This window comes from Novosphingobium sp. 1529 (assembly GCF_040544855.1).
GTDB lineage: Bacteria > Pseudomonadota > Alphaproteobacteria > Sphingomonadales > Sphingomonadaceae > Novosphingobium > Novosphingobium capsulatum.
The window spans coordinates 1,030,573-1,054,938 of sequence record NZ_JBEPKW010000001.1; the positions used below are offsets into that span (position 1 = coordinate 1,030,573).

A 24,366-nucleotide genomic window follows, 5' to 3' on the forward strand; every position below is an offset into this window, starting at 1 on the left:
GTTGACGCGGGCGGCAGGGAAGGCGAGGCAGGAGGCATGAACCAGCCCCCCTCGATGCTTCACGATGGTTTTCTGCTGCTTGGCTTTGCCATGGTCTTCGTGCTGGTGTTCCGCCGGCTGGGCCTGGGGGCCACGCTGGGCTACCTGCTGGCGGGTGCCGTGGTCGGGCCGCAGGTGCTGGGCCTGGTGGGCGAGGCCGAGCAGAAGCTGGGCATTGCCGAACTCGGCATCACGCTGCTGCTGTTCCTGGTCGGGCTGGAGCTGAACCCGTCGCGGCTGTGGCGGATGAAGCGCGATATCCTCGGCCTGGGGCTGTTGCAGGTGGTCCTGTGCGGCGCGGCGATCACGGCAGTGATCAACTTCGGCACCGATTTCAGCCTGACGGCCGCCATCGCGCTGGGCCTGCCGCTGGCGCTCTCGTCCACCGCGCAGGTCCTGCCGATGCTCCAGGCCTCGGGCCGGTTGCGCACGCCGTTTGGCGAGCGGACCTTTGCCATCCTGCTGTTCCAGGACCTTTCGATCATCCCCATGATCACGCTGATCTCTGCGCTCAGCCGCAATCCGGCCGATGCCAATGGCCCGCCGGGCTGGCAACTGGGGCTTTATACCGTGCTGGCGATCGCCGGGCTGATCCTGGCCGGGCGCTATCTGATCCGGCCGCTGTTCCGCCTGATCGGCAACCTGGGCGAGCGCGAGATGTTCGTGGTCGCCGCGCTGTTCACGGTCATGGCCTCAGCCGCGGTGATGGAGGCGCTGGGCCTGTCGACCGCGCTCGGCGCGTTCATCGCCGGGGTCATGCTGGCCGACAGCCCCTATCGCCACGAACTGGAAGCCGATGTCGAGCCGTTCCGCTCCATCCTGCTCGGGCTGTTCTTCCTGGCCGTGGGCATGATGCTCGATCTTCATGCCATTGCCGAGCGGCCGCTGTTCGTGATTGCCATGGCGCTGGCGCTGGTGGCGGTGAAGGCAGCGATGATCATGGGCATCGGCCTTGCCTTCCGCATGCCGTGGCGCGGCGCACTGGCGCTGGGCCTGCTGCTGAGCCAAGGCGGCGAATTTGGCTTTGTGCTGTTTGCCCAGGCGCAGCATGCCCAGCTGATCGCGCCCGAGGCGGCCAGCCTGTTTGGCGCGATCGTGACCCTGTCGATGGCCACCACGCCGTTCCTGATGGCGTTGACCAAGCCCTTGCGCAACGATCCGCGCGCGGTGAAGGGCGAACGCCAAGGGCCCACCGGCGACGCCGCCAATGCGCTGATCGTGGGCTATGGCCGCTTTGGCCAGACCGTGGCGCAGATGCTCAATGCCAGCGGCCTGACGGTTACGCTGATCGATACCGACGTGGAAATGATCGACGTGGCCAGCAATTTCGGGGCCAAGGTCTATTTCGGTGATGGCACCCGGCTCGACCTGCTGCGCCAGGCTGGTGCGGACGAGGCCGCGCTGATCCTGTTCTGCATGGATGGCGACCAGATGGATGCCGCCGCGCTGGAAGCGGTGCAGCAGGCCTTTCCCCAGGCAGCCATCTTCGTGCGCGCGTTCGATCGGCGCGCGGTGGTGCGGCTGCGCGGCTCGCCGGCCAAGTGGGTGATCCGCGAGGTGATGGAATCCGCGGTGAAGATGGCGCGCCTGGCCTTGGCCGAAACCGGGGTTAGCGAGGAAATCATCACCCGCGCCGAAGACATGTACCGCGCGCGCGACAAGGAGCGGCTCAAGATCCAGATCGAAGGCGGCGACCTGCGCGCTGCGCGCGAACGGATCATTACCGAGCCACAGGCGCAGGAAAGCTGATTTTGCTCAGCTCTTTCGCGTCGCCTCGAACGCGTTGCGGGTCTTGAGGCTGGGATCTTCGGTCCACGGCTGTTCGGGCCAGCGATGGCGGGGATAGCGGCCCTTCATGTCCTTCACCACATCGCGCCACGATCCGCGCCAGAACGCGGGCAGATCGGCCGTGGTCTGGATCGGCCGGCCGGCGGGCGAGGTGAGCGAGAGCAGCAACGGGCGCGGCGGCTGGCCGATCGTGGGATGGCGATCGAGGCCGAACAATGCCTGCACCCGCAGTTCCACCGCCGGGCCGCCTTCGTGGGCATAGTCGATGGCATGGCTAGTCCCCGCCGGAGAGCGATAGTGCGGCGGCGCCAGCCGGTCGAGCGTCTGCCGCTCGTTCCAGTCCAGCCGGTTTTCCAGCGCCTCGTGCAGCTTGCCTGCCGCGATGGCCAGATCGCGCCGCCCGGCCAGCAAGGGGGCCAGCCATTCCTCCAGATCGGCGAGCAGGGTCGCTTCGTCGAGCGCGGCCAGCCCGGCATAGCGGGCGCGGGTCAGCAGCGCTTGCGCCGCAGCGCCCAGCGGCAGCGCCGCCAGCCCTTCGCGTCGCACCACATCAAGCAGCAGCGCCGTAACCGCTGCCGGCTGTGGCGACGGATCGGGCACGCGCGCCAGCACGATCGCGCCCAGCCGCCGCTCCAGCCGGGCTTCCACCCGGCCCTCGCCGGCGTTCCATGTCAGGGTGTGGCGCTGGTCCATGCGGTGGGCCAGCCAGGTGGTGACGTCGTCCTCGTCAAGCGCCAGCGCGCTCATGATGCGGGCGCCCTTGGCCTCTCCCTGCGCATCGCCGATCACCAGCCAGCGCGCCGTGGCCAGCGGAGAGGCGGGATCAAGGCGATAGCCGCGCCCACCGGCCGAAAGCCATTCCTCTCCGCTGGCGCCGCGCGCGCGGGCGATGCGATCGGGAAAGCCTTCGGCGAGCAGCACGGCTAGCGGCGGCCTTGCGGCGTTGCGCTGGCGCCCTTCGACGGGCTCAGGGCGAACGGAACCTTGGGACATGCCCTCCCCCCCGTTCGGGCTGCGCTTGTCGAAGCCCCCCCGCGCCGCCCGTTCCGCCATATTGGCCCAGCGCGCGGCCAGCTTGCGCGAAGCATCGGCCCGCGCCCCGCGATCGCCCTGCCAGCGATCGAACCGGCGGGCGAGATCATCGCCGCAGCCGCCAAGGCCGCGTTCCTGCAAAAGCAGCGCCAGCCGTGCCGCATCCTGCGCCGCGCCATGGCGGGCGGCAAACAGCAGCATGTGCGCCAGCGCCGGCTCCATCGGCAGGCTGGCCATGGCGCGGCCGTGGGCAGTGATGCGCCCTTCCCCATCCAGCGCGCCCAAGGCGGCGAGGCTGGCCTGCGCGGCGGCCATCGCCGCAGCCGGCGGCGGATCGATCCAGGCCATCGCCGCCGGATCGCCCGCGCCCCATTGCGCCAGAGTCAGCGCCAGGGGGGCCAGATCGGCATTGAGGATTTCGGGCGGATCGAACGGCGCACGCCCGGCGTGGGCGGCTTCTTCCCACAGGCGATAGGCCACGCCCGGCCCCTGGCGCGCGGCACGCCCGGCGCGCTGCGCGGCGGCGGCCTGGCTGGCGCGGGTGGTGACCAGGCGGGTCACCCCTGCCACCTTGTCGAACTCTGCCCGGCGCGAAAGTCCCGCATCGACCACCACTGCCACGCCATCAAGCGTCAACGAGGTTTCGGCAATCGCCGTCGCCAGCACGATCCGGCGCCGGCCCTCGCGATCGCGGCGGATCGCGGCACGCTGACCTGCCGGATCGACCTGCCCGTGCAGCGGCAGCACCAGCGCGTGGGGCAGACGCTGCGCGAGGATTTCGGCCGTGCGATCGATGTCGCGCACGCCGGGCAGGAACGCCAGAATGTCGCCTGTCTCTTCGCCCCAGGCCAGGGCAATGGCATTGGCCACGGCCTGCTCGGTGCGTAACTGCGGACTGCTGCCCAGCCAGCGAATGCGCAAGGGATGGGCCTTGCCGGCGCTTTCGATCACCGCCGCGCCATGCGTTGAACCGGCACCCATCAGCCCGGCAAAGCGCGTGCCGTCGAGCGTGGCCGACATCACCACCACGCGCAGATCCTCGCGCAGCACGCCTTGCGCTTCCAGCGCGAGCGCCAGGCCAAGGTCGGAATCGAGATGCCGTTCGTGCGCTTCGTCAAACAGCACGGCCGAAACGCCGGTCAGTTCGGGATCGGCCAGGATCGTGGCGACAAAGATCGCCTCGGTCATCACCAGCACGCGGGTGCGTGCCGATCGCTTGCTGTCGAGCCGGGTGAGATAGCCGACCGTCTCGCCCGGCGCCTCGCCCAGCAGGTCGGCCATGCGCTCGGCCGCAGCGCGCGCCGCCACGCGGCGGGGCGACAACAGGATCACCGTGCCGGTACACCACGCCTCGCCCAGCAAGGCCGTGGCCACCGTGGTCGTCTTGCCCGCGCCCGGCGGCGCGATGAGCACGGCATTGGGGCTGGCGGCCAGGGCAGCCAGCAGATCGGGCAAGACGGCGTGGATGGGCAGATCGGTCACCCGCCTGCCCTTATCGCCTTGGCCCGGCCTTGGCGAGGGCCGGCACAGCGGCGCGCCAAGGCCCCGCTACATCACCCTTGCGCGCGCAGCTTTTCCAGTTCCTGCTGCTCGGCAAAGGCCTCGCGCAGGCGGCGAAACGGCCCGGCCATGACATATTGATAGAACGGCGCCGTCGCGGGATCGAGCCCGACCTTTTGCGCATAGAGCGCGACGATGGCATCGGAATCGGCGATGAAGCGGCCCGGCTCCACTTCCAGCGTGGGAAAGGTCACGTTGTCGAGATGCGGCGCCAGAGCCGCACGGATCGGCGCTTCGTCCTCGTCACCGGGCCAGAAGGCCCGCAGGTCCACGCTGTCGAGCTGCCCGGCCTCGGCCAGGAAGGCGACCGCCTTGAGGCAGAACGGGCACGAACGCTTGAGATAGAGGACGGGACGGAACGGGGTCGCAGTCATGAACCATGCCTTTATGCGTTGGGAAACAAGCCAGTAGCGCCGAATCGGGCCAAACTTCCCATGAGGACCGATGCGACGCGGTCAGAACCATGATACCACAATGGGCAACGGTGCCCGATCGCGGCACGACCTGCCCCGAGAGGACCCATGTTTCTTGACCTGAAAGATCCGTGGCCGCCAGCCCCACCCAATCGCCAGCCCGAACCGGCGCCCAGGCTCACCCCGCGCCGGCAGCGCATCGTGGTGGTGCTCGTGGCGATCAACCTGGTGATGATGCTGATCGGCCCGCTGGCCGGCTCATCGGTGATCGAAGGACTGGTGCACGTGTTCCGCTGAAACGGCGCAGCACCAGGCTTCGTCACGCCCTGATCAATACCGCCGCGCGACGGCGAATTCGGCGGCCTCGCCCATCGCCGCCTTGGCCGCGCTGGCGGGGAAGCCGGCAATGGCGTCAATCGCGCGCTGGGCATAATGGCGCGCCCGCTCGCGCGTGGCATTCACCGCATCATGCTTGCGAATCAAGGTGATGGCATGGGCCAGATCAGCGTCGCTGTTGCGATTGCCGGCGATGGCATCGCGCCAGAACCCGCGCTCTTCCTCGTTGCCGCGCGCATAGGCCAGGATCACCGGCAGCGTCATCTTGCCCTCGCGGAAATCGTCGCCCTGGTCTTTGCCCATTTCCGACGCGTCGGAATCATAGTCGATCGCATCGTCCGCCAGCTGGAACGCAATGCCCAGGTTGCGGCCATAGGCGTCGAGCGCCAGTTCGTCTGCCTCGTCCCGCTCAGCCACCACGGCGGCAATGCGGCAGGCAGCGGCGAACAGGGCCGCGGTCTTGGCGTTGATGATCGAGAGATAGCGTTCTTCGCTGGTTTCCACCTGGCGCTGCGCCACCAGCTGGTCGACCTCGCCCTCGGCAATCACGGCCGATGCGCCCGACAGGATGCGCAGCACCTTGATCGAGCCATCCTCGACCATCAGTTCAAAGCTGCGCGAGAACAGGAAATCGCCCACCAGCACCGTGGCCGGATTGCCATAGATGATGTTGGCGGCCTTCTTGCCGCGGCGCATGTCCGATCCATCGACCACGTCGTCGTGCAGCAGGGTGGCAGTGTGGATGAACTCCACCGCTGCGGCCAGCTTGAAATGGCGGCTGCCGCCATAACCCAGCAGCGCCGCCCCGGCGAGCGTGAGCATGGGGCGCATGCGCTTGCCACCGCCGGCGATGAGATGGCCGGCCAGCGCCGGGATCAACGGGATACGCGATTGCATGCGATCGAGAATCACGGCGTTGACGCTGTTCATGCCGTCGGCCACCAGCGCCATCAGCGGCGCCAGCGAGGGTTCGGCCTTGCGGGGGAGCGTATGGAGGGTAGCAGTCATTGCTGCCCGCTTGGCGCGTGGTGCACGGCTTGGCAAGTCGCAAGTTGCACGGTAGCGGCAGAGCGACACTTTTGCATACCCCACTGACAAAGGCCCGAAAGCACATGAGCGCATCCGCCGAAGGCACCGATCCGGTTCTGGCCGGCTATCGCCAGAGCATCGACAACATCGATGCCGCGATGATCCACATCCTGGCCGAACGCTTTCGCATCACCCAGGCCGTGGGCGCCTACAAGGCCGAAAAAGCCTTGCCCGCCAGCGATCCTGGCCGCGAGGAGCGCCAGATCGCGCGCCTGCGCAAGCTGGCCGAGGATGCCCGGCTCGATCCGGAATTTTCCGAAAAATTCCTGCGCTTCGTAATCGAGGAAGTGATCCGCCACCACAAGCAGGCCAAGGCCGCGCAGTAACCCGCGCGGCGGCTCCCTGCCCTAAAGGGCGCCCGCCACCACTCTCCCCTCCTCTAAAGAGGATGGGGAGTTAAGGCCCGCTTCACTCGGTGAATGGAACGCCCGGCACCTGCTTGGCGGTGCGAATGGTAAGCGAGGTCTTGACGCTGGCCACATTGGGCGCGGGCGTCAGCTTGCTGGTCAGGAATTCCTGGAAGCTTTGCAGATCGCGGCTGACGATCTTGAGGATGAAGTCGATCTCGCCATTGAGCATGTGGCATTCGCGCACTTCGGGCAGCGTGCGCATATGCTCTTCGAACTGGCGCAGCGATTCCTCGGCCTGGCTTTTCAGGCTGACGAGCGCAAAGACCGTGATCGCGAAACCCAGCTTGGCCGGATCGAGATCGGCGTGATAGCCGCGGATGACGCCGGCCTCTTCCAGCGCGCGCACGCGGCGCAGGCAGGGCGGCGCCGTGAGGCCCACGCGCTGGGCCAGTTCCACGTTGGTTACGCGGCCCTCATCCTGAAGCTCGGCCAGCAGCCGCCTGTCAATTCCGTCCAATGTCGCCATGTTCGTGTTCTTTAGCCGCTCGACCCGCAAGATTGTGCGTCACCGCTGGCAGTGAAGCTAATATTATTAGCTCATATCGCAATTGTCCTGCAATGCAACGCACCATCACCAAAGCCGGTGCATAGTGTGGAAAAACCCGCTCCACGATGAACGGATCACCATTCACCGCATGGCAGGCGGGTTCGCCACACTTTCTTAAAAACCTGACCGATAAAGGCACAAGGATGAGTTCCGAAACGGTCCGTAACCGGCTTGCCTCTCGCCAGGCATTGCCCCATGGCAGAAGACCGCACAACAGGATGCCTTGGCGCCAGAGCGATGCCTGCCGATCTTGATCCTTCCCTGATGCCTGCGCATGCCGCAACGGCTGGCGCCGCCCTGGTGGTGGACGATCGGCTGGAAACCGTGCTGCGCACCCGCGTCGCCGGGCCGGCGGGCATGCGGGTGCAGTTCCGGCAGCTGGCCGATCTGCTTGGCCGCGTGGCGCCCGATGCCTGGGCCGCGCCGCACGATGCCGCCCTTGCCCGGCTCGATGCGCTGTTCCACGAAATCGCCACGGCGCCCGGCGGCCATGAGGGCGCCGCCGCACTGCTCGCCGGCACGCCGCTCGGCCATCCCCGCCTGGTCAGCCATTTTGCCGCGCAGGCGCCGCGCCTGGCGCTGGCCGCGATCCGCGCCGCCCGGCTTGCCGAGGCAGACTGGCTCGCGCTCGTGCCGCGCCTGCCGATCCACGCGCGCGGCTTCCTGCGCCACCGCCGCGACCTGAGCCCTGCGGTCGATGCCTTGCTCGCGCGGCTGGGTATTGATGACTTTGCGCTGTCCGCGCCGGTTGATCAGATGGCTAAGGTCGATCCGATCGTGGCGCAGGCGCCGCCAGCAGAGCCGATAGAGGCCGTTCTGCCCGAATCGCCCGCCCCGTTGCTTTCTGCCAGCGCGAGCGAGGGCATCGGCGCGATCGTGCGGCGGATCGAGGCGTTCCGCCGCGACCGTGAGGCGCGCCCCACCGGTGCCGCCAGCCCCGGCGCTCCTGCCCTGGCCACTGCGGCTGATCCGCACCCGCGCCTGCCTTTTGCCGACGAGCCACCGGCCACCGCACTGCGCCCGGAAAGCATCGCCATCGCGATCGATGCGCTCGGCACGGTGGTTGCCGCCGATGCCGATTGGGCGCCGATGCTGGTCGGCCATCGCCCCTTCACCGCGCAGCCGCATGCGCCCGCGCGGCTCGATGCACGCAGCACCCGCGCCTTTGCCGCGCGGCTGCCGATCACCGCCGGGCTGCTCATGCTCGACGGTGCGCCGGCCGTGGCGGGCGCCTGGCAATGCGATGCCGTGCCGGTGTTCACCCGCGCTGGCGGCGCCTTTGCCGGCTATCGCGCCTGCCTGCGCCGCCCGGCCGCAAGCCTGGCCAGCGCCCCGGCTGCTGCTGAGGCGCCGGTGGCCCAGGGCGCCGATCGCCTGCGCCAGACGCTGCACGAGTTGCGCACCCCGATCAATGCGATCCAGGGCTTTGCCGAAATGATCCAGCAGCAGGTGTTTGGCGCCACGCCGCACCAATACCGCAGCCTGGCCGCCAGCATCGCGGCCGATGCCGCCCGCATGCTGGCCGGGTTTGAAGACCTGGAGCGGCTGGCCCGGCTGGAAACCGGCGCTGCCGAGATGCCCGCGCCCGACAGCGGCATCGATCTGGCCGCGCTGGTCAGCCGGCAGTTGGCCCAGCTCGATCCGGTGATCGGCCCACGCGAAGTGCGCCTGCGCTGGCAGCCCCCGGCAGAACCGGTACGGGTTGCAGCCCCTGCGGCCGAGCTCGAACATGCGATATGGCGCCTGCTCGCCGTAATCGCCAGCACGGCAGCACCGGGGGAGCGCCTGGCCATCGCACTCGCCGCGCCCGTTGCCGGCGACAGCGCGCCAGCAGCCGTGCGCCTCGACCTGCCATTGCCGGCAACGCTCGCCATGCGCGATGATGCCACGCTGTTTGCCGCCGATGGCGCCCGCAGCCAGGGCGGTGGCCAGCAGGCCGGCGGCCTGGGCCCTGGCGGCATGATGGGCAATGGCTTTGCCCTGCGCCTGGCGGCGGCGGAATTGCGTGCCATGGGCGGCGGCTTGCGCCGCGAAGGGGCGCGGCTGCTCGCACAGTTGCCCGCTGCTGTCTCGCCGCACGATCTTGTCGGCGGCGATAGCGCCACCCCGGCGCAGGCGGGCTGACCACGGTGCCATCGCGGCTTGGGGGCGAAGGCGAGCGCCAGGGCGCACCGGCGCGGATCACCCGCCCGCCCCCGCCCGATGCCCGCGTGCACTTTGCCCCCGAATTCGGGCAGCGTTTCGTCGTTACCGTCGACACCGAAGAGGAATTCGACTGGGCCAAGCCGTTCGAGCGAACCGGCCACGGCCTGAGCCATGTGCCGCGCCTCGCCAAGTTCCAGCAGTTTTGCGAGGGGTTCGGTGTCGCCCCGATCTATCTGATCGACTATCCCATCGCCAGCGATCCGGCCGTGGGCATGGCGCTGGGCGATGCCGTTCGCCATGGCCGCGCCGAAATCGGGGTGCAGCTGCATCCCTGGGTCAATCCGCCGCACCAGGAACAGCTGAACGTATTCAACAGCTTTGCCGGCAATTTGCCACCGGCGCTGGAACGCGCCAAGCTGGTCAAGCTGCGCGACACGATCTCGGCCGCGTTTGGCCAAGCGCCCCGCATCTATCGCGCCGGGCGCTATGGCGTAGGGGCGGCCACGGCGCAGATCCTGGCGGAATCGGGCATCGCGATCGATACCTCGGTACGCAGCCATTTCGATTATTCCAGCCAGGGCGGCCCCGATTTCACCGCGCTGCCGCTGCATCCCTGGTGGGTCGATCGCCAGGGCGGGCTGATGGAATTGCCGCTGACCACGGTATTTTCCGGGGTGTTGCGGCGTCAGGGGCCATGGCTGTTTCCGCGCCTATGGCGGGTGCCACGCCTGCGCGGGGCGATGGCCCGCGCAGGCTTGATGAACCGCGTGCCCTTCACGCCCGAAGGCGTCACTGCGGCCGAGGCCATCCGCTGCATCGATCTGACGCTGGCCGATGGCCTGCCGATCCTGGTGTTTTCGTTCCACAGCCCGTCGCTGCGCCCCGGGCACACACCTTATGTGCGCGATGCCCGCCAGCTTGACCAGCTCTATGACTGGTGGCGCGTGGTGTTCACGCACCTGGCCTGCTGCGGCATCAAGCCTGCCAGTGTGTCTGACATCATGCAGGCCGCCCTGATCTGAAACCGCCATCGCGCTGCGCCGCATACGCTTTCTTGCCAAGTGCGCGGCAGCGCTTTAACGGCATGGGGCGCAACGGGGGCCCGTAGCTCAGTGGTTAGAGCTGGCCGCTCATAACGGCTAGGTCGCGGGTTCAAATCCTGCCGGGCCTACCACCACCCCGCGAGCATGGCGGCGCTGCATTTGCGGCGCTGCAATTACGACAGGCGCGCGACACGCGTGCCACAAGTGACCCACGATCATCATCATTCTGCAAAACCGGCGTCATGCCCATGCGCTATCGCGTTCCGAACGGAGGGCGCATTCGATGGGCGAAGTGATCGGGATGGACAAGCGGCAGCGGCGTCTGGCCGTGCGGTTGGCGCGCGACGGCGCTGATCTCATGGCAGTGCAGAAGCTGCGCTGGCAGGTCTTTTTCGATGAAATGGGCGCCCAGGCGCACGGCTTGCTCAGCCAGCTTGACGCTGATCCCTATGATGCGCTGTGCGATCATCTTCTGGTGATCGATGAAGACCAGCCCGGCACCATTGTGGCCGATGGCCAGGTCGTCGGCACCTATCGCCTGCTGCGCGAAAGCGTGGCGCGGGCGGCGGACGGGTTTTACAGCGCCGGCGAATTCGATCTTGGCCCGTTGATCGCTGGTGAAGGCCGTGTCGGCGGCGAACTGCTGGAACTGGGCCGCTCCTGCGTGCTGCCCGACTTCCGCACCAGCGCCACGATTTCCCTGCTCTGGCGCGGCATTGCCGACTATATCGCCGCCCACGATATCGGCCTGATGTTCGGCTGCGCCTCGTTTTCCGGCATCGATCCCGATGCCCATGCCGCCGCGCTCTCGTTGCTGGCCCACACCTGCCTGGCCCCGGCAGAACAGCGCCCGCAGGTGCGGCCCAATGCCCGCTGCGCCGTGCCGCTCGAACGCCTGCCGCGCGGCAGCTATGACGAGCGCCGCGCGATGCTGGCGCTGCCCCCGCTGATCAAGGGCTATCTGCGTTGCGGCGCGCGCTTTGGCGATGGCGCGTTCATCGATCACGCGTTCAACACCGTCGATGTCTGCGTCGTCCTGCCGGTGGAACAGATCAGCCAGCGCTACGCCACCCGCTTCAGCGTGGCAGCATAATCCCCGTCTGCAACTTCGCGCTTGCACGCAACGCCCTGCAAACCTAAGGGCATGCTCGTGTCGGGGAGTAGCGCAGCCTGGTAGCGCATCTGCTTTGGGAGCAGAGGGTCGCAGGTTCGAATCCTGTCTCCCCGACCATTTCCATCATCTGACATCGCCAAGCCATACCGCCCCACGCCAGGGGCGGTAGCGGCGAGCATTCTTGCGTGAGGCGCACCGGCGCCATCGCGCCACGCCACGCCGCGCAAAACAGTACCAATCAACAACTGGTTCTTATTCACACCGCCAGCGCCGCCCAGCGCTGATTCGCGGTGCCATCGGCGTTTGCGCGTTTCACCCGCCGGAATGACAGCGCCGTCCATCATTTTGGGCACCAATTTTTATATATAAATTTCATTCTCATAGAGAAAATATGAAACATATTGAAGACATTTCCAATTTTTTCCTGGATTCTCGAAGTGTGACATATAACATATGCATAACCAAATGGGGGTTTGGTAACAAAATGGGCCTCATCCCCAGACGGGAAAAGTTACGTGGCCGAACCGGGCTTCGGCGAGGGATCAGCGCGGTGCGCTGAAAAACTGGGGGAATGGGAATGAACGTGCGGCGCTTCCTTTTGATCGCCACAACCGCGATGGTCGCGATGCCGATTGCGGCGCAGGCGCAGACCGCTGCGGAAGGACCGGGCGAAACCGCTTCCAGCAGTTCGGGCGATGGTTCGGGCATCGTTGTCACCGGCATCCGCGCCAGCTTGCGCAACGCCATCGAGATCAAGCGCAACGCCAACTCGATCGTCGACGTGATCAGCGCCGAAGACGTGGGCAAGTTCCCGGATAGCAACGTGGCGGAATCGCTCTCGCGTCTGCCGGGCATCACGGTCGACCGCCAGTTCGGCGAAGGCGAGCAGCTGTCCATCGCCGGCGTGGAGCCCGCGCTCAACCGCCTGACGATCGACGGCCACTCGGTCGCCTCGGCCGACTGGGGCGGCAACCCGTCCGACCGTTCGAGCCGCAGCTTCAACTACTCGCTGCTTTCGCCGGCGATCATCAGCCAGGCCGTCGTCTACAAGACTCCCGAGGCGCGCCTGCAGGAAGGCGCCATCGGCGCCACCGTCGATGTCGTCACGCGCAAGCCACTCGATCTGGCTGCCAACACCATCCGCTTCAACGGCGGCTATGAATACAACGACCGCGCCAAGCGTGGCAGCTTCCGCGGCGGCGGCCTGTACAGCTGGAAGAACGATGACGAAACCATCGGCATCCTGGCAGCGGTGAACTACGACAAGGAGCAGCTCAGCCGCGCCGGCGTGGCCGTGTACTGGTATCGTACCGGTCAGGCCCTGCTCGATAACGCGCCCGCCACCGCCACGGTCAACGGCAAGCCGATCTCGGCCCTGTCGGCCACCGAACGCGCCGATTTCTCCGACGCCCGCTTTGCCTCGTTCCTGGCGCGCGAATTCTTCAAGCAGGATCGCGAACGCCTGGGCTTCAACGGCGCGATCCAGCTCAAGCCGGCCGACAACCTCGTGCTGACCGCCACGGGCCTGGTCATTCGCGGCAACTACGACAACGTGTCGAATTCGATGTATACCTACGGGTATGAAGGCTCGCGCCTGATTTCGGCCAAGTATGGCAACGGCCTGGTCACCGAAGCGACGTTCTCGGGCATTCCGGCTGGCCAGACCGGCGCCACCGGCCAGCTCGATACGCTCTATCGCCGCACCCGCATCAAAAACGACACCTACTCGCTGGCCTATGACTGGAAGCCGGAAGGCTGGGCGATCACCGGCAATGTCGGCTACACCCGCGCCTCGGGCGGCAAGGATCCCGAATACCTGCTCGATTTCCGCACCCAGCAGGGCTTCACCTCGGGCGCCAATGGCCGCAACACGATCGTCAACTGGGACCGCCCGGCCACCGATCCCACCAAGTGGCTGAGCAACTACACTGCGCTGGGCGGCGAAAACGTCACGGCCACCGATGGCCGCAAGTTCTTCGGCCGGCAGATCGGCGGCATTCCCACCCAGTCAGGCTTCACGGTCGACAAGGAATGGTACGGCGAAGCCAACTTCGTGCGCGACATCAACGTCGGCCCGTTCAACAAGCTGCTGTTCGGTGGCCGCTACAGCTCGCACCAGAACAGCAATACCACCTACAGCAACGCGATCTTCACCAACCAGAACTACACGCTGGCCGATCTTGACTACAACGTGCTGAACTCGGGCCTTTACAATGGCCTGGGCACCTCGGGCAACGGGGCGCCCTATGTCGGCATGGACAAGGACGGGATCATCGCCACGCTGAAGAAGTATGGCAACTTCACCGACGATCGCGGCCTGTCCAAGGGCGATTACTGGCTGGTCAACGAGCGCATCAAGGCAGCCTATATCCAGGCCAACTTCGAAAGCGGCAAGCTGCGCGGCAACATCGGTGGCCGTTTCGTCAGCACCAGCGTGGAATCCAACTTCTACGCCCAGAGCGGTTCGACCGTGAACCTGGTGCAGTACAACAAGACCGACAACCGCTTCCTGCCTGCCCTCAACGTGATCTACAATGCCGGGCAGAGCGTGGTGCTGCGCGGTGCGGTCGCCAAGGTCATGGCGCGTCCGCGCTACTCCGACCTTGCCGGCTATCTCTCGCTCGATGACAGCACGCTGAGCGGCGGCGGCGGCAACCCCGACCTCAAGCCCTATCTCGCGACCAACTTCGGTCTTTCGGCCGAGTGGTACTTCGCCCCGTCCAGCTTCCTCTCGGGCGAAGTGTTCTACCGCGATATCAGCAACTACGTTGGCAACGAAACCCTCGACACCACGCTGACCAACCCGATCACCGGCCAGACCCGCACCTATGCGATCTCGCGCCCGGTCAACGGCGGCAAGGCAACCGTCACCGGTTTCTCGCTCTCGGGCAATACCAACCTGATCTGGGGCTTCGGCATCCAGGCCGCCTACACGTTTGCCGATGCAGACACGCAGGCGTCCACCGGCCTGCCGTTCCTGTCGCGCAACACGATCCAGATCTCGCCCTACTATGAAAACGGGCCGTTCCAGGCGCGGGTCAGCTACAACCGTCGCTCGAAGTACTTCTACCGCTTCGGCCGCCAGCAGTCGCAGGACTATACCGACGCCTATCGCCAGCTCGATGCGCAGATCTCGTATACCATCAACGATCACGTGCAGGTGACGGCGACCGCCTCCAACCTGCTGGACGAAACCTATTACCAGTACAGCTCCGATCCCAAGGCGCCCACGTCGGTCTACAAGAACGGCCGCGTGTTCTCCGCCAGCGTGACCGGGCGCTTCTAAGACCCTGAAAGCCACAACCCTTGCGTGGTATGGCCCGCTTCCTGAAAGGGAAGCGGGCCTTTTTTCTGCAAGATGTGCTGGGCGCCGATCAGCCGGCGTTCAATTCCGCGACCACGTCATAGGCATCGCCCCGGTAATAGGACTGGGTATATTCCACCGCGCGTCCATCGCCCAGGAACCCGCGCCGCTCGATCAGCAGGCCAGCGTGGCCGGTTTCCACCCCCAGGCGCCGCGCCTGCTCCCCGGGGAACGGCATGGCCCGCAGCCGTTGCAGCGCGCGCACCGGGCGGTTGCCCTCGGCTTCCAGCGCGGCATAGAGCGAATCCTTGACGGCATCGATCCCCGCCAGGCAATCGGCGGCAATGGTCGAGGTTTCGAACGCCATCGGCACGTCATCGGCAAAGCGCAGGCGTTGGAAGCGATAGACCTGCCGCCCCGGCGACAGTCCCAATGAAAGCGATTCCTCGGGCGTGACCAGCCCCGCCGAGCGCGACAGCCATTCGCTGCTCGGCTTGCGGCCCCGCGCCAGCATGTCTTCGGAAAATGACGAGAGCTTGGAAAAGCTCTTTTCCACGCGCGCGGCCACATAGGTGCCCGAGCCGCGCCGGCGCACCACCAGGCCTTCCTGCGCCAGTCCATCAATGGCCTTGCGCACGGTAATGCGCGACACGCCATATTCGAGAGCCAGATCCCGTTCGGCCGGGATCATGTCATCCTGGGTCAAGACCTTGGTCTCGATCGCCTGGCGCACCAATTGCTGAAGCTGCAAATAGAGTGGCGCGCGCAGGTCTTCGCGCAATCGACCAACTCTCTGCACGAAGGACATCATGTTCGCCTCGAAACCACGCGCTCGTATTATTCGGCCAGACTAGAGTACCGACCCTTTCGAGACAACTGGCATCATAGGTTACATATTGGGCCGTACCGCCACGCAAAAGCCGCGCCAGGCGCAAAGGCCCGGCGCGGCTTGCATGCTGCGCATAATTGAAGCGCCAGCCCGGTTCAGGGCGCGGCGACGACCACCTGGCGCTGGGTGCCAAGCTTTTCGATGCCCAGTTCCACCACATCGCCCACGTCGAGGAAGACCTGTGGGTTGAGGCCCAGGCCCACGCCGGCGGGCGTGCCGGTGGTGATGATGTCGCCCGGCTGGAAGCTCATGAACTGCGACATGTAGCTGAGCAGGAAGGCCGGCTTGTACACCATGGTGCGGGTCGATCCGTCCTGGTAGCGCTTGCCGTTGACTTCCAGCCACATCGCCAGTTCGCCAGGATCGCCCACTTCATCAGCGGTCACCAGCCAGGGGCCGATCGGGCCAAAGCTGTCGCAGCCCTTGCCTTTCATCCACTGGCCGTAGCGCTCGATCTGAAATGCCCGCTCCGACACGTCGTGGCACACAAAATAGCCGGCGATCGCGGCGCGCGCGGTTTCCTCGTCGGCATAGCTGACATGGCTGCCCACCACGAACGCCAGTTCCACTTCCCAATCGAGCTTGGTGCTGCCGCGCGGCTTGATCACCGGATCGTTCGGCCCGCAGATGGCGCTGGTGGCCTTCATGAATGCGACCGGCTCGGGCGGCACGGTAGCGCCGGTTTCGGCAGCATGGTCGGAATAGTTGAGGCCGATGCACACGAACTTGCCCACGCCGGCCACGCACGGCCCCAGGCGGCCAGGCTGCTCCACCGCCGGCAGCGTGGCGGGATCGATCGCGCGCAACTGGTCGAGCACGGCGGGCGAGAGCGTATCGCCGGCAATGTCGGCGACTACGCCGGACAGGTCACGCACCACTCCCTGGGCATCGAGCAGGCCGGGGCGTTCTGCCCCGGGGTTTCCAAAACGCAGCAGCTTCATGCTTGGTCCTTTGTGTCTAAATGATCGGCCAGATTGAAAATGCGATGGGCCGCCAACCATTTCACCCCTGGCGGGGCGGCGTCCAGCGGCTTTTGCAGTGGGTCCATAGTGCGCTCCCACGCATGTGAGTCAGCGCTGGCTACGCGATCTGCGGCGGGGGCATCGCCGGTGGTTTCGGTAATCATCACCAGGCGATCGGCCACGCGATAGATTTCCATCACGCGCACGCCCGATCCGACAATGTCGGCAAGCACGCCAGCCGGCACGCGGCCCGGCTGGTGCCAGGCATCATAGGCGGCGGCCACACCCGCGTCTGCCAGGTCGAGCAGGAAAACCTCGCGCATGTCAGCCTCTTTCCTGTGCCACGGCGCGGGCCGCCTGCGTGCCAAACCATGCCACCACCAGGAAGCTGGCCAGTGGCACGACCATGCCGGTCTTGAGCGAATGGAGATGATCGCCAATCAGCCCGACCAGCGGCGGGAACACCGCCCCGCCAATGATCGCCATGATCAACAGCGAGGAACCCAGCTTGGTCTTGCTGCCCAGGCCCGAGACGCCCAAGGCAAAGATCGTCGGGAACATGATCGACATGAAGAAGCTCGACAGCCCCAGCGCGATCACCGCCGTCCACCCGCTCGCCATGATGGCAACGGCACACAGCCCGGCCGCGATCACCGCAAACAGCGTGAGCAGCCGCACCGGTGGCACCCGCTTCATCAGCGCGGTGCCGGCAAAGCGCCCGGCCATGAACGCCATCAGGCTATAGCCCAGCAGATGCGCCGCGCGCATTTCACCGATGCGCGTGGCATCCTGGGCAAAGTTGATGAAATAGCTCCAGATCGAAACCTGCGCGCCGACATAGAAGAACTGCGCGATCACCGCCCTGCGCAGCAAGGGCGCGGCGGCAAGGCTGCCGCCCTCCCCCTGCGCCGGCTCGTCCACGGCGGGAAACCGCGTCAGCCGCACGACCAGCGCCAGGAACAGCACCAGCAGGCCAAGGCCAAGATAGGGCAGTTGCACCGCCAGCGCTTCCTGCGTGCGATAGGCCGCCACTTGCGCCGGGGCCATTGCCGCCAGCTGCGCCGGCGTACGCTCCACCCCGGAAAAGATCAGCGCCCCGCCCACGAACGGCGCCACGAAGGCCCCCAGCCCGTTGAAACTTTGCGCGAGGTTGAGCCGCCGTGCCGCCGTGCTGGCCGGCCCCATCACCGTGATCAGCGGATTGGCCGCCGTTTCCAGGAAAGCCAGGCCCGCCGCGATGATGTAGAGCGCCCCCAGGAAAAAGCCGAACGCCTGGACATGCGCGGCCGGCCAGAACAGCAGCGCGCCCACGGCATAGAGCACCAGCCCGATCAACAGCCCGTTGCGATAGCCCACGCGGTTCATCACCCAGCCGGCCGGCAGGGCAAAAGTGAAATAGCCGAAATAGAATGCGGTCTGCACCAGGCCTGACTGCATCCGCGTGAGATCGAGCGCCTTTTGAAACTGCTTGATCAGAATATCGTTGAAATTGTTGGCCAGGGCCCAGAGGAAAAACATCGAGCAGACCACGGCAAAGGCCACCCGTGCGCCGCGTGCCACCAGGGGCAGTGCGCGCTGGGGATCATCGGGCGCGCGGCCGGCTGGGCCACTGTGTTCCTGGTCGCTCAAGCCGATGGAGATCGGGGCCATGGAAACCTCTCGTTGGATTATGTTCTGGTTACAGGTGGCGGCTTGGCCGCCGTCATGATCAGCTGTTGGCCCAGCCGCCATCGATGATGTGGCACTGGCCGGTGGTAAAGGCGGCGGCATCGCTGGCGAGGTAGAGCGCCAGCGCGGCGATTTCCGCCGGATCGCCGATGCGTCCCATCGGCTGGCGCGCCTTGAAAGCGGCCATGGCCGCATCGAAATCACCGGTGGCGGCCAGGCGCTGTTCCAGCGAAGGAGAGTGCACGGTGCCGGGGCAAATCGCGTTGCAGCGGATGCCCTGCTGCACGAAATCGGCCGCCACCGCCTTGGTCAGCCCGACCACCGCCGCCTTGCTGGCGCCATAGGCGAAGCGATTGGGCACGCCGATCACCGATCCGGCGACAGAGGCCATGTTGATGATCGACCCGCCGCCCCGCGCGATCATGCCAGGCAGCAGCGCACGGATCAGGCGGAACATCGCCGTGACGTTGAGATCAAAGGCAAAGGCCCAGTCATCGTCGCTGCAGTCCAGGATCGTGCCGCCGTGCACCACGCCGGCGCAGTTGAACACGATGTCAAAACCATCCTCTTGCGCGGCAAGCGCGGTGATGGCGGCGGCATCGGTCACGTCGAGCACAGCGGTGCGACAGCCGGGCAGCTCTTCGAGCGCGGCAGGATTGCGATCGAGTGCCAACACATCGGCCCCGGCATCGCGAAAGGCTTCGGCACTGGCGCGGCCGATCCCCTGGCCTGCGCCAGTCACGATCGCGCGCTTGCCGGTAAGGTCGAACGGGTGATGCGTCATGTCAGGGCTCCTGCACGGTGGGCCAGCGGCAGGCATCCCGGACCGCTCGGCTCGAATTGCTTGTAGGTGAGAATGAATTCCTGGTGGCCCAGCGCTTCTGATCGGGTCTGCGCCCCGGCAGCGACGGCCACCACCTGATCAAAGATCTCGGTGCCCACCTCGTCCAGCGTGGCCTTGCCATGCAGGATGCGCCCGGCGTCCACGTCCATGTCTTCGGCCAGGCGGGCATAGGTTTCGGGATTGGCGCAAACCTTGATCACCGGGGAAACCGCCGATCCCACCACCGAACCGCGCCCGGTGGTGAACAGGATCAGGTGGCAGCCCGAGGCGATCATCTCGACGATTTCGGCATTGTCGGAAATGTTGGGAAAGCCAAAGCGCACCTCGCCATCGGGCACAACGTCCATAAGGTAAAGCCCCGGCCCGCCGGTCCGCTCGCCCGGGCGGATCAGCCCGGAAATGGGCGAGGCGCCCGACTTGGAATAGGCGCCGAGCGACTTTTCCTCCTGGGTGGTCAGCCCGCCATCGGCATTGCCGGGGGCAAAGCTGCCATAGCCCAGCGTGGCATAATAGCGGGCGGCCTTGGCCACGCAGGCCTCGATCTCGTCACCCAGTTCCGGCGTCACCGCGCGCGCGGCCATGACCTGCTCGCAGCCGATCAGCTCGCCGGTTTCCTCGAAGATGCAGGTGGCACCCTCGGCCACCAGCATATCGAAACAGCGGCCTACCGCCGGATTGGCAGTGATGCCGCTGGTGCCGTCAGACCCGCCGCAGATCGTGCCGACCACCAGTTCCGACACGGCCATCGGCACGCGCGGGGCCTGTTCGGCCGCGGCGCGCAGGCGGGCGACCGCTTCCCGGCCGGCATCGATCGTGGCGCGGGTCCCGCCGGCCTGCTGGATCACCACGGTTTCCACCGGCCGGCCGCTGGCCGCGACCTGCGCAGCCAGGGTCTGGCGGTCAAAGCCTTCGCAGCCCAGCGAAATCACCAGCACCCCGCCCACATTGGGATGGGTGGCGATCGCCGCCATCATCTGCGCGGCATAGCTGTTGGGATAGCAGCCGGGAAAGCCGGCCAGCTGCACATCGGGATCGTCGATCGCGCTGACGATGCGGCGCGCCACATGGTGCGCGCATTCCACCAGATAGGCGACCAGCACCACATTGCGCACGCCCTTGCGCCCATCGGCACGCAGGAAACCCTGGATGGGGTGATGCTGCATCACTTGCTGCCTTTCGTGCTGGCATCGCGGCCATGGGCGGGAATGTAATCGCTCGCCAGGTTGTGGGAATGAACGTGGCCGCCGCGCGGCGTGGCTGCCTTCATGCTGCCGATCGGCGCGCCATAGCGCAGCACCTTGTCGCCCACGGCCAGGTCATGGCGGGCAATCTTGTGGCCCAGCGGCACGGCCTGGGGCAACGGCATGGCCACGCCATCGATCGTCACGATCTCGCCGAGCGCGGCATCGCGAATACACACCAGCACATTGTCTGCCGGGTCCAGCAGCAGGAACGCCTCCTGCGCCGGCTCAACTTGTGGCGAGACCATAAAACCCAACCCCGTTGTGCAGGAAAACCTGCGCCTGTTCCGTTTCATTGAAACCCGAAAGCAGCCGGCGGCACTGCGCCAGCCAGTCGTGATAGTCCCCGGCCAGATGCAGCACCGGCCAGTCGCTGCCCCAGATCACGCGATCCGGGCCAAAGCAGGCCAGGATGTGATCGACATAGAGCGCGATCGTGGCGTCGTCGGTCTGGCCACCCGCCTCGGTCCACAGGCCAGACAGCTTGCACCAGACATTGCCATGGCCAGACAGCGCGGCCAGATCATTGGCCCAGGCAGCATAGCCATGGCTGGCAATATCGGGCTTGCCCGCATGATCGAGCGCGATGCGCAAAGCAGGATGGCACGCGGCCAGCTCGGCAATCACCGGCAGTTGCGGCGCCCGCACCAGCGCATCGAGGCACAGCCCATGCCGGGCCATGGCATCGAGGCCATCGCCCACCTCGCCCCGCAAGATCCAGCGTGGATCGTCGAGCCCCTGCAACATCGGGCGTAAACCCTTGAGCAGTGGCTCCTGCGCCAAGGCGGCAATCTGCGCAGGCGCATCGGGCGCAGCAAGATCGGCCCAGCCGACCACGCCACGCACCAGCGGATGATCCTGTGCCAGGCGCAGCAGCCACGCAGTTTCGGCGCGATCGGGCGCGGCTTGCACAAGTATCGTGCCCCAAACCGCTGCGTCTGCGGGAAAATCGGCCGGCAGAAAATCGCGATGGATCGGCGCGAGATCGGCCGTGGGCCAATCCGTGAATGGATTGGCCAGTGCCCAGAAATGCTGGTGGCCGTCCAGGATCATGCCAGAGCGCCCTGCCCGCGTTCGGCAACGGGCACTGGTGCTGCGGGATCGAGCAGCCCTTGCGCCACCAGCTCGGCCCACAGCGCCAGCGGGATCGGCGTTGCCGCCAGGGCAAGGGCGCTGTGCACCTCGGCCGCGCTGGCCAGGCCCGGCAGCACGGCGGCCACCGCCGGATGCGCCTGGGGAAAGGCCAGCGCGGCAGCGGCCAGGCTCACCCCGTGAGCCTCACAGACCGCCTCGATCCGCGCCACGCGGTCCACCACGGCGGCCGGCGCGGGGGCATAGTTGTAATAGAACGGGCCAGGGCCGCGCGTGCCGCTGGCCAGGATGCCGCTGTTGAATACCCCGCCCAGCAGCACTTTGGCGCCATGATCCAGGCATTGCGGCAGGAACGCGTGCAGCGCCTCCTGCTCCAGCAAGGTATAGCGGCCGGCCAGCAGGAAACGGTCCCAGCGCCCGATCGCCATGGCCGCCAGGCACACGTCCCACTCGTTCACGCCCAGCCCGATCGCACCCACGACGCCCGCCTCGCGCAGCTGCGCCAGCGCGCGATAGCCGCCCTCGGCTAGATCGCGAAAGTGGCGGGCGGCGTCCTTGCCGTGAGTGACTTCGCCAATATCGTGGACCAGTAGGATATCGATGCGGTCCAGCCCCAGCCGATCAAGGCTGCTTTCAAAGGCGCGCATCACCCCGTCATAGGAATAATCGAACCGCACGCGATAGGGCAGCGGGTCGGCAAAGCCATGGCGTTCGGCCGCGCCTTCCAGCGTGGCATCGTATTCCAGCAGGCGGCCGACCTTGGTGGAAATCACATAGTCGGCGCGCGGCTTGCCGCGCAGAAACCCGCCAAGCCGCTGTTCGGAAAGCCCCAGGCCATAATAGGGCGCCGTGTCGAACAGGCGGATGCCGCCGTCCCACGCGGCGGCCAGCGTCGCCTGCGCCTGATCATCGGGGATGGCGCGATAGAGATTGCCCAGCGCTGCGCCGCCAAATCCCAGCATCCCGCCCAAACTCCCACCGCCGCGCCATGGTGGCCAGCTCGTTCCTCTCACATACAAAAATAGCTTTCATATTTGCAAGGCCGATATTCACCGCCCGCCGTGCGTTCACACCCGGCTGTCAGCCGTGGACAGCAGCTCGGATATCTGCCGCGCGGTTTCCACCAGGTGGCCGGTCGCCTCGTCCATGGTCTTTTGCAGGTTGCCATGATGGATGAACGGCACAGTCAGCGCCGCCGCCGCGCGATCACCCCGCATGATCGGGGCGGAAATGTCGCTGATGCCGTTCACGAACGTGCTTTGCGCCTGGGCGTGCCCTTGCGCGGCGGCAGCCTTGGCGGCCTTGACGAACGCGGCAATCTCGCCGCGATCGGTTGTGGGGGAAAGCTGCGCCAGCCAGGCCTGCTGGATATCGGCCGGCTGGTGGCCGAACAGCACCACGCCCGATACCGACCGGTGCAGCGCCAGGCGGTGGCCGATGCGCACCGAAAAGCCGATCTGCTCGTTCGATTCCATGCGCGCCACCACCACGATCTCACCCCGGGTGTGGAACACCAGATGGCACGACTGGCCAATATCCATCGCCAGCTGGCGCATGCGCGGCAGCGCCACTTCCACCAGGTTCTGCGTGGGCGGCTGGCGCATCGCCATGGTGAACAACAGGTCGGTCAGGTAATAGCCGTCGTTGGCGCCGTCCTGCTCGACAAAGCCGCGCGCCTGCAGCACCTGCACCATGCGGAACATTTCCCCCTGCGAGCGGCCCAGGCGCTGGCAGATTTCGGTCATGGTCATCGCCCGGCCAGAATTGACCAGCAACTCGATCACGTCGAGCCCCTTTTCCAGCGCCGGCGCGCGATAGCGGTTGCCGGTGCCACGGCCTTCATCGTCGCCCTGCGGCATGCCCGGAATGTCGTTCAACTGGAAAGATCCTCAACCCTGTTGCGGTATCATGCGATGCTATCGCCTGGCGGCACGGCTCGGCAAGGGGCGCAGCCACACTCAGGCGTCGGCGTCGCCGCTGCCTTCGCCATGGCATGCCGGGCACGACACGCCCGCACGATAAAGTGGCGATTGCTGGCCCGCCGCATCGACCGGCCGGCCGCACGGCCCGCACAGCACATGGCTGCCCGGCTTGAGGCCATGGCCGATCGCCACGCGCTCGTCGAACACGAAGCATTCGCCCTGCCACAGGCTTTCTGTCTCGGGCACCTGTTCCAGGTAATTGAGGATGCCGCCCTTCAGGTGATAGACCGCATCCACTCCCTCGCTCTTGAGAAAGGCAGTGGATTTCTCGCAGCGGATCCCGCCGGTGCAGAACATCGCCACGCGCGGCTGGCGCCCTTCACCCAGCAAGGAGTCGCGCTGTTGGCGGAACCAGGCGGGAAACTCGCGGAAACTGCGCGTTTGCGGGTCGATTGCCCCGGCAAAGGTGCCCACGGCCACTTCGTAATCGTTGCGCGTGTCGATCACGATGGTGTCGGGATCGCTGATCAGCGCGTTCCAGTCGTGCGGATCGATATAGGTGCCGACGCTGGCCAGCGGATCAATCCCATCGACGCCCATGGTCACGATCTCGCGCTTGAGGCGCACCTTCATGCGGGCAAACGGCATCGTCGCGGCGGTGGAATACTTCACGTCGAGCCCGGCGCAGTGGGGCAGGCTGCGCACATGCGCCACCACGGCGGCGATCCCCGCCGCGCTGCCGGCGATAGTGCCATTGACCCCCTCGCCCGCCAGCAGCAGCGTGCCTTTGACGCCGTGTTCCGCGCACAGTTGCAGCAGCGGCGCGCGCAGGGCGGCCGGATCGGCAAAGGGGGCAAACTGATAGAGCGCGGCAACAGTGATCGGGTCCATGGCGCGGCCCCCATAAACCCTTAAGCAGGGCGCTGGC

Annotated in this window: 22 protein-coding genes and 2 tRNA genes; 9 read left to right on the forward strand and 15 right to left on the reverse strand. The window is 66.5% G+C overall.

Features of this window, described 5'->3' with window-relative positions:
• Positions 1–36: 36 nt before the first annotated feature.
• Positions 37–1,788: a cation:proton antiporter domain-containing protein gene (locus tag ABIC78_RS04630; RefSeq protein ID WP_054130645.1), complete on the forward strand. Its 1,752-nt coding sequence runs from the start codon at positions 37–39 to the stop codon at positions 1,786–1,788.
• Positions 1,789–1,794: 6 nt separating this feature from the next.
• Here the strand turns inward: ABIC78_RS04630 and hrpB are convergent, their stop codons facing one another.
• Positions 1,795–4,341: an ATP-dependent helicase HrpB gene (gene hrpB / locus ABIC78_RS04635; RefSeq protein WP_171794716.1), complete on the reverse strand. Its 2,547-nt coding sequence runs from the start codon at positions 4,339–4,341 to the stop codon at positions 1,795–1,797.
• A 71-nt stretch (positions 4,342–4,412) separates the two neighbouring features.
• Complete coding sequence (locus ABIC78_RS04640) at positions 4,413–4,793, reverse strand: glutaredoxin (RefSeq protein WP_171794717.1); 381 nt, start codon at positions 4,791–4,793, stop codon at positions 4,413–4,415.
• A 147-nt stretch (positions 4,794–4,940) separates the two neighbouring features.
• Between ABIC78_RS04640 and ABIC78_RS04645 the strand changes: the two genes are divergently transcribed.
• Positions 4,941–5,129, forward strand: coding sequence for a hypothetical protein (locus tag ABIC78_RS04645; protein WP_107715930.1), 189 nt, complete (start codon positions 4,941–4,943; stop codon positions 5,127–5,129).
• A gap of 33 nt (positions 5,130–5,162) precedes the next feature.
• Here ABIC78_RS04645 and ABIC78_RS04650 read toward each other — a convergent pair whose 3' ends face one another.
• A complete protein-coding gene (locus ABIC78_RS04650) occupies positions 5,163–6,176 on the reverse strand; it encodes a polyprenyl synthetase family protein (RefSeq protein WP_022677958.1) in 1,014 nt (337 codons plus the stop codon).
• Between the two features lie 104 nt (positions 6,177–6,280).
• Between ABIC78_RS04650 and ABIC78_RS04655 the strand changes: the two genes are divergently transcribed.
• A complete protein-coding gene (locus ABIC78_RS04655; RefSeq protein WP_022677957.1) occupies positions 6,281–6,583 on the forward strand; it encodes a chorismate mutase in 303 nt (100 codons plus the stop codon).
• A gap of 82 nt (positions 6,584–6,665) precedes the next feature.
• Here the strand turns inward: ABIC78_RS04655 and ABIC78_RS04660 are convergent, their stop codons facing one another.
• A complete protein-coding gene (locus ABIC78_RS04660; protein WP_054130649.1) occupies positions 6,666–7,133 on the reverse strand; it encodes an Lrp/AsnC family transcriptional regulator in 468 nt (155 codons plus the stop codon).
• 318 nt (positions 7,134–7,451) lie between these two features.
• Between ABIC78_RS04660 and ABIC78_RS04665 the strand changes: the two genes are divergently transcribed.
• The 6 genes from ABIC78_RS04665 (at position 7,452) to ABIC78_RS04690 (ending at position 14,802) form a co-directional block, all read left to right on the forward strand.
• Entirely contained in the window at positions 7,452–9,338 is a 1,887-nt protein-coding gene (locus tag ABIC78_RS04665; protein ID WP_171794718.1) for a histidine kinase dimerization/phospho-acceptor domain-containing protein, read from the forward strand.
• Positions 9,339–9,343: 5 nt separating this feature from the next.
• Positions 9,344–10,381 (forward strand): polysaccharide deacetylase family protein, encoded by a 1,038-nt coding sequence (locus ABIC78_RS04670; RefSeq protein ID WP_502915630.1) that lies wholly within the window; start codon positions 9,344–9,346, stop codon positions 10,379–10,381.
• A 76-nt stretch (positions 10,382–10,457) separates the two neighbouring features.
• Positions 10,458–10,533, forward strand: a tRNA-Ile gene (locus ABIC78_RS04675).
• A gap of 152 nt (positions 10,534–10,685) precedes the next feature.
• Positions 10,686–11,495, forward strand: coding sequence for a GNAT family N-acetyltransferase (locus ABIC78_RS04680; RefSeq protein WP_354488027.1), 810 nt, complete (start codon positions 10,686–10,688; stop codon positions 11,493–11,495).
• 61 nt (positions 11,496–11,556) lie between these two features.
• Positions 11,557–11,633 (forward strand) — tRNA-Pro (locus ABIC78_RS04685).
• Positions 11,634–12,099: 466 nt separating this feature from the next.
• Positions 12,100–14,802, forward strand: a complete 2,703-nt coding sequence (locus ABIC78_RS04690; RefSeq protein WP_309804648.1) for a TonB-dependent receptor — start codon at positions 12,100–12,102, stop codon at positions 14,800–14,802.
• Between the two features lie 88 nt (positions 14,803–14,890).
• Here ABIC78_RS04690 and ABIC78_RS04695 read toward each other — a convergent pair whose 3' ends face one another.
• From ABIC78_RS04695 to trhO, 11 genes are all read right to left on the reverse strand, one after another.
• Positions 14,891–15,628: a GntR family transcriptional regulator gene (locus ABIC78_RS04695; protein WP_028657496.1), complete on the reverse strand. Its 738-nt coding sequence runs from the start codon at positions 15,626–15,628 to the stop codon at positions 14,891–14,893.
• 176 nt (positions 15,629–15,804) lie between these two features.
• A complete protein-coding gene (locus ABIC78_RS04700) occupies positions 15,805–16,650 on the reverse strand; it encodes a fumarylacetoacetate hydrolase family protein (RefSeq protein WP_062786229.1) in 846 nt (281 codons plus the stop codon).
• The gene (locus tag ABIC78_RS04705) at positions 16,647–16,994 is read right to left on the reverse strand and encodes an L-rhamnose mutarotase (RefSeq protein WP_054130652.1); all 348 of its coding nucleotides are present in this window, start codon (positions 16,992–16,994) and stop codon (positions 16,647–16,649) included. The genes ABIC78_RS04700 and ABIC78_RS04705 overlap by 4 nt, the downstream gene beginning before the upstream one ends.
• A gap of 1 nt (position 16,995) precedes the next feature.
• Positions 16,996–18,321 (reverse strand): L-fucose:H+ symporter permease, encoded by a 1,326-nt coding sequence (gene fucP, locus ABIC78_RS04710; protein ID WP_169041982.1) that lies wholly within the window; start codon positions 18,319–18,321, stop codon positions 16,996–16,998.
• Between the two features lie 58 nt (positions 18,322–18,379).
• Entirely contained in the window at positions 18,380–19,123 is a 744-nt protein-coding gene (locus ABIC78_RS04715; protein WP_054130653.1) for an SDR family oxidoreductase, read from the reverse strand.
• The gene (locus ABIC78_RS04720; RefSeq protein WP_169041981.1) at positions 19,120–20,346 is read right to left on the reverse strand and encodes a UxaA family hydrolase; all 1,227 of its coding nucleotides are present in this window, start codon (positions 20,344–20,346) and stop codon (positions 19,120–19,122) included. The genes ABIC78_RS04715 and ABIC78_RS04720 overlap by 4 nt, the downstream gene beginning before the upstream one ends.
• On the reverse strand, positions 20,346–20,672 hold the full coding sequence (locus tag ABIC78_RS04725; RefSeq protein WP_062786218.1) for a UxaA family hydrolase: 327 nt from the start codon (positions 20,670–20,672) through the stop codon (positions 20,346–20,348). Before ABIC78_RS04725 ends, ABIC78_RS04720 begins: the two co-directional genes overlap by 1 nt.
• Positions 20,653–21,477: an amidohydrolase family protein gene (locus tag ABIC78_RS04730; protein ID WP_062786216.1), complete on the reverse strand. Its 825-nt coding sequence runs from the start codon at positions 21,475–21,477 to the stop codon at positions 20,653–20,655. The genes ABIC78_RS04725 and ABIC78_RS04730 overlap by 20 nt, the downstream gene beginning before the upstream one ends.
• Entirely contained in the window at positions 21,474–22,478 is a 1,005-nt protein-coding gene (locus ABIC78_RS04735) for an aldo/keto reductase (protein WP_169041979.1), read from the reverse strand. Before ABIC78_RS04735 ends, ABIC78_RS04730 begins: the two co-directional genes overlap by 4 nt.
• Positions 22,479–22,583: 105 nt before the next feature.
• Positions 22,584–23,393, reverse strand: coding sequence for an IclR family transcriptional regulator (locus ABIC78_RS04740; RefSeq protein ID WP_354488032.1), 810 nt, complete (start codon positions 23,391–23,393; stop codon positions 22,584–22,586).
• An 81-nt stretch (positions 23,394–23,474) separates the two neighbouring features.
• Positions 23,475–24,329 carry an oxygen-dependent tRNA uridine(34) hydroxylase TrhO gene (trhO, locus tag ABIC78_RS04745; RefSeq protein WP_169041978.1) on the reverse strand — a complete coding sequence of 285 codons (855 nt, stop codon included), beginning with the start codon at positions 24,327–24,329 and terminating at the stop codon, positions 23,475–23,477.
• Positions 24,330–24,366: the final 37 nt, after the last annotated feature.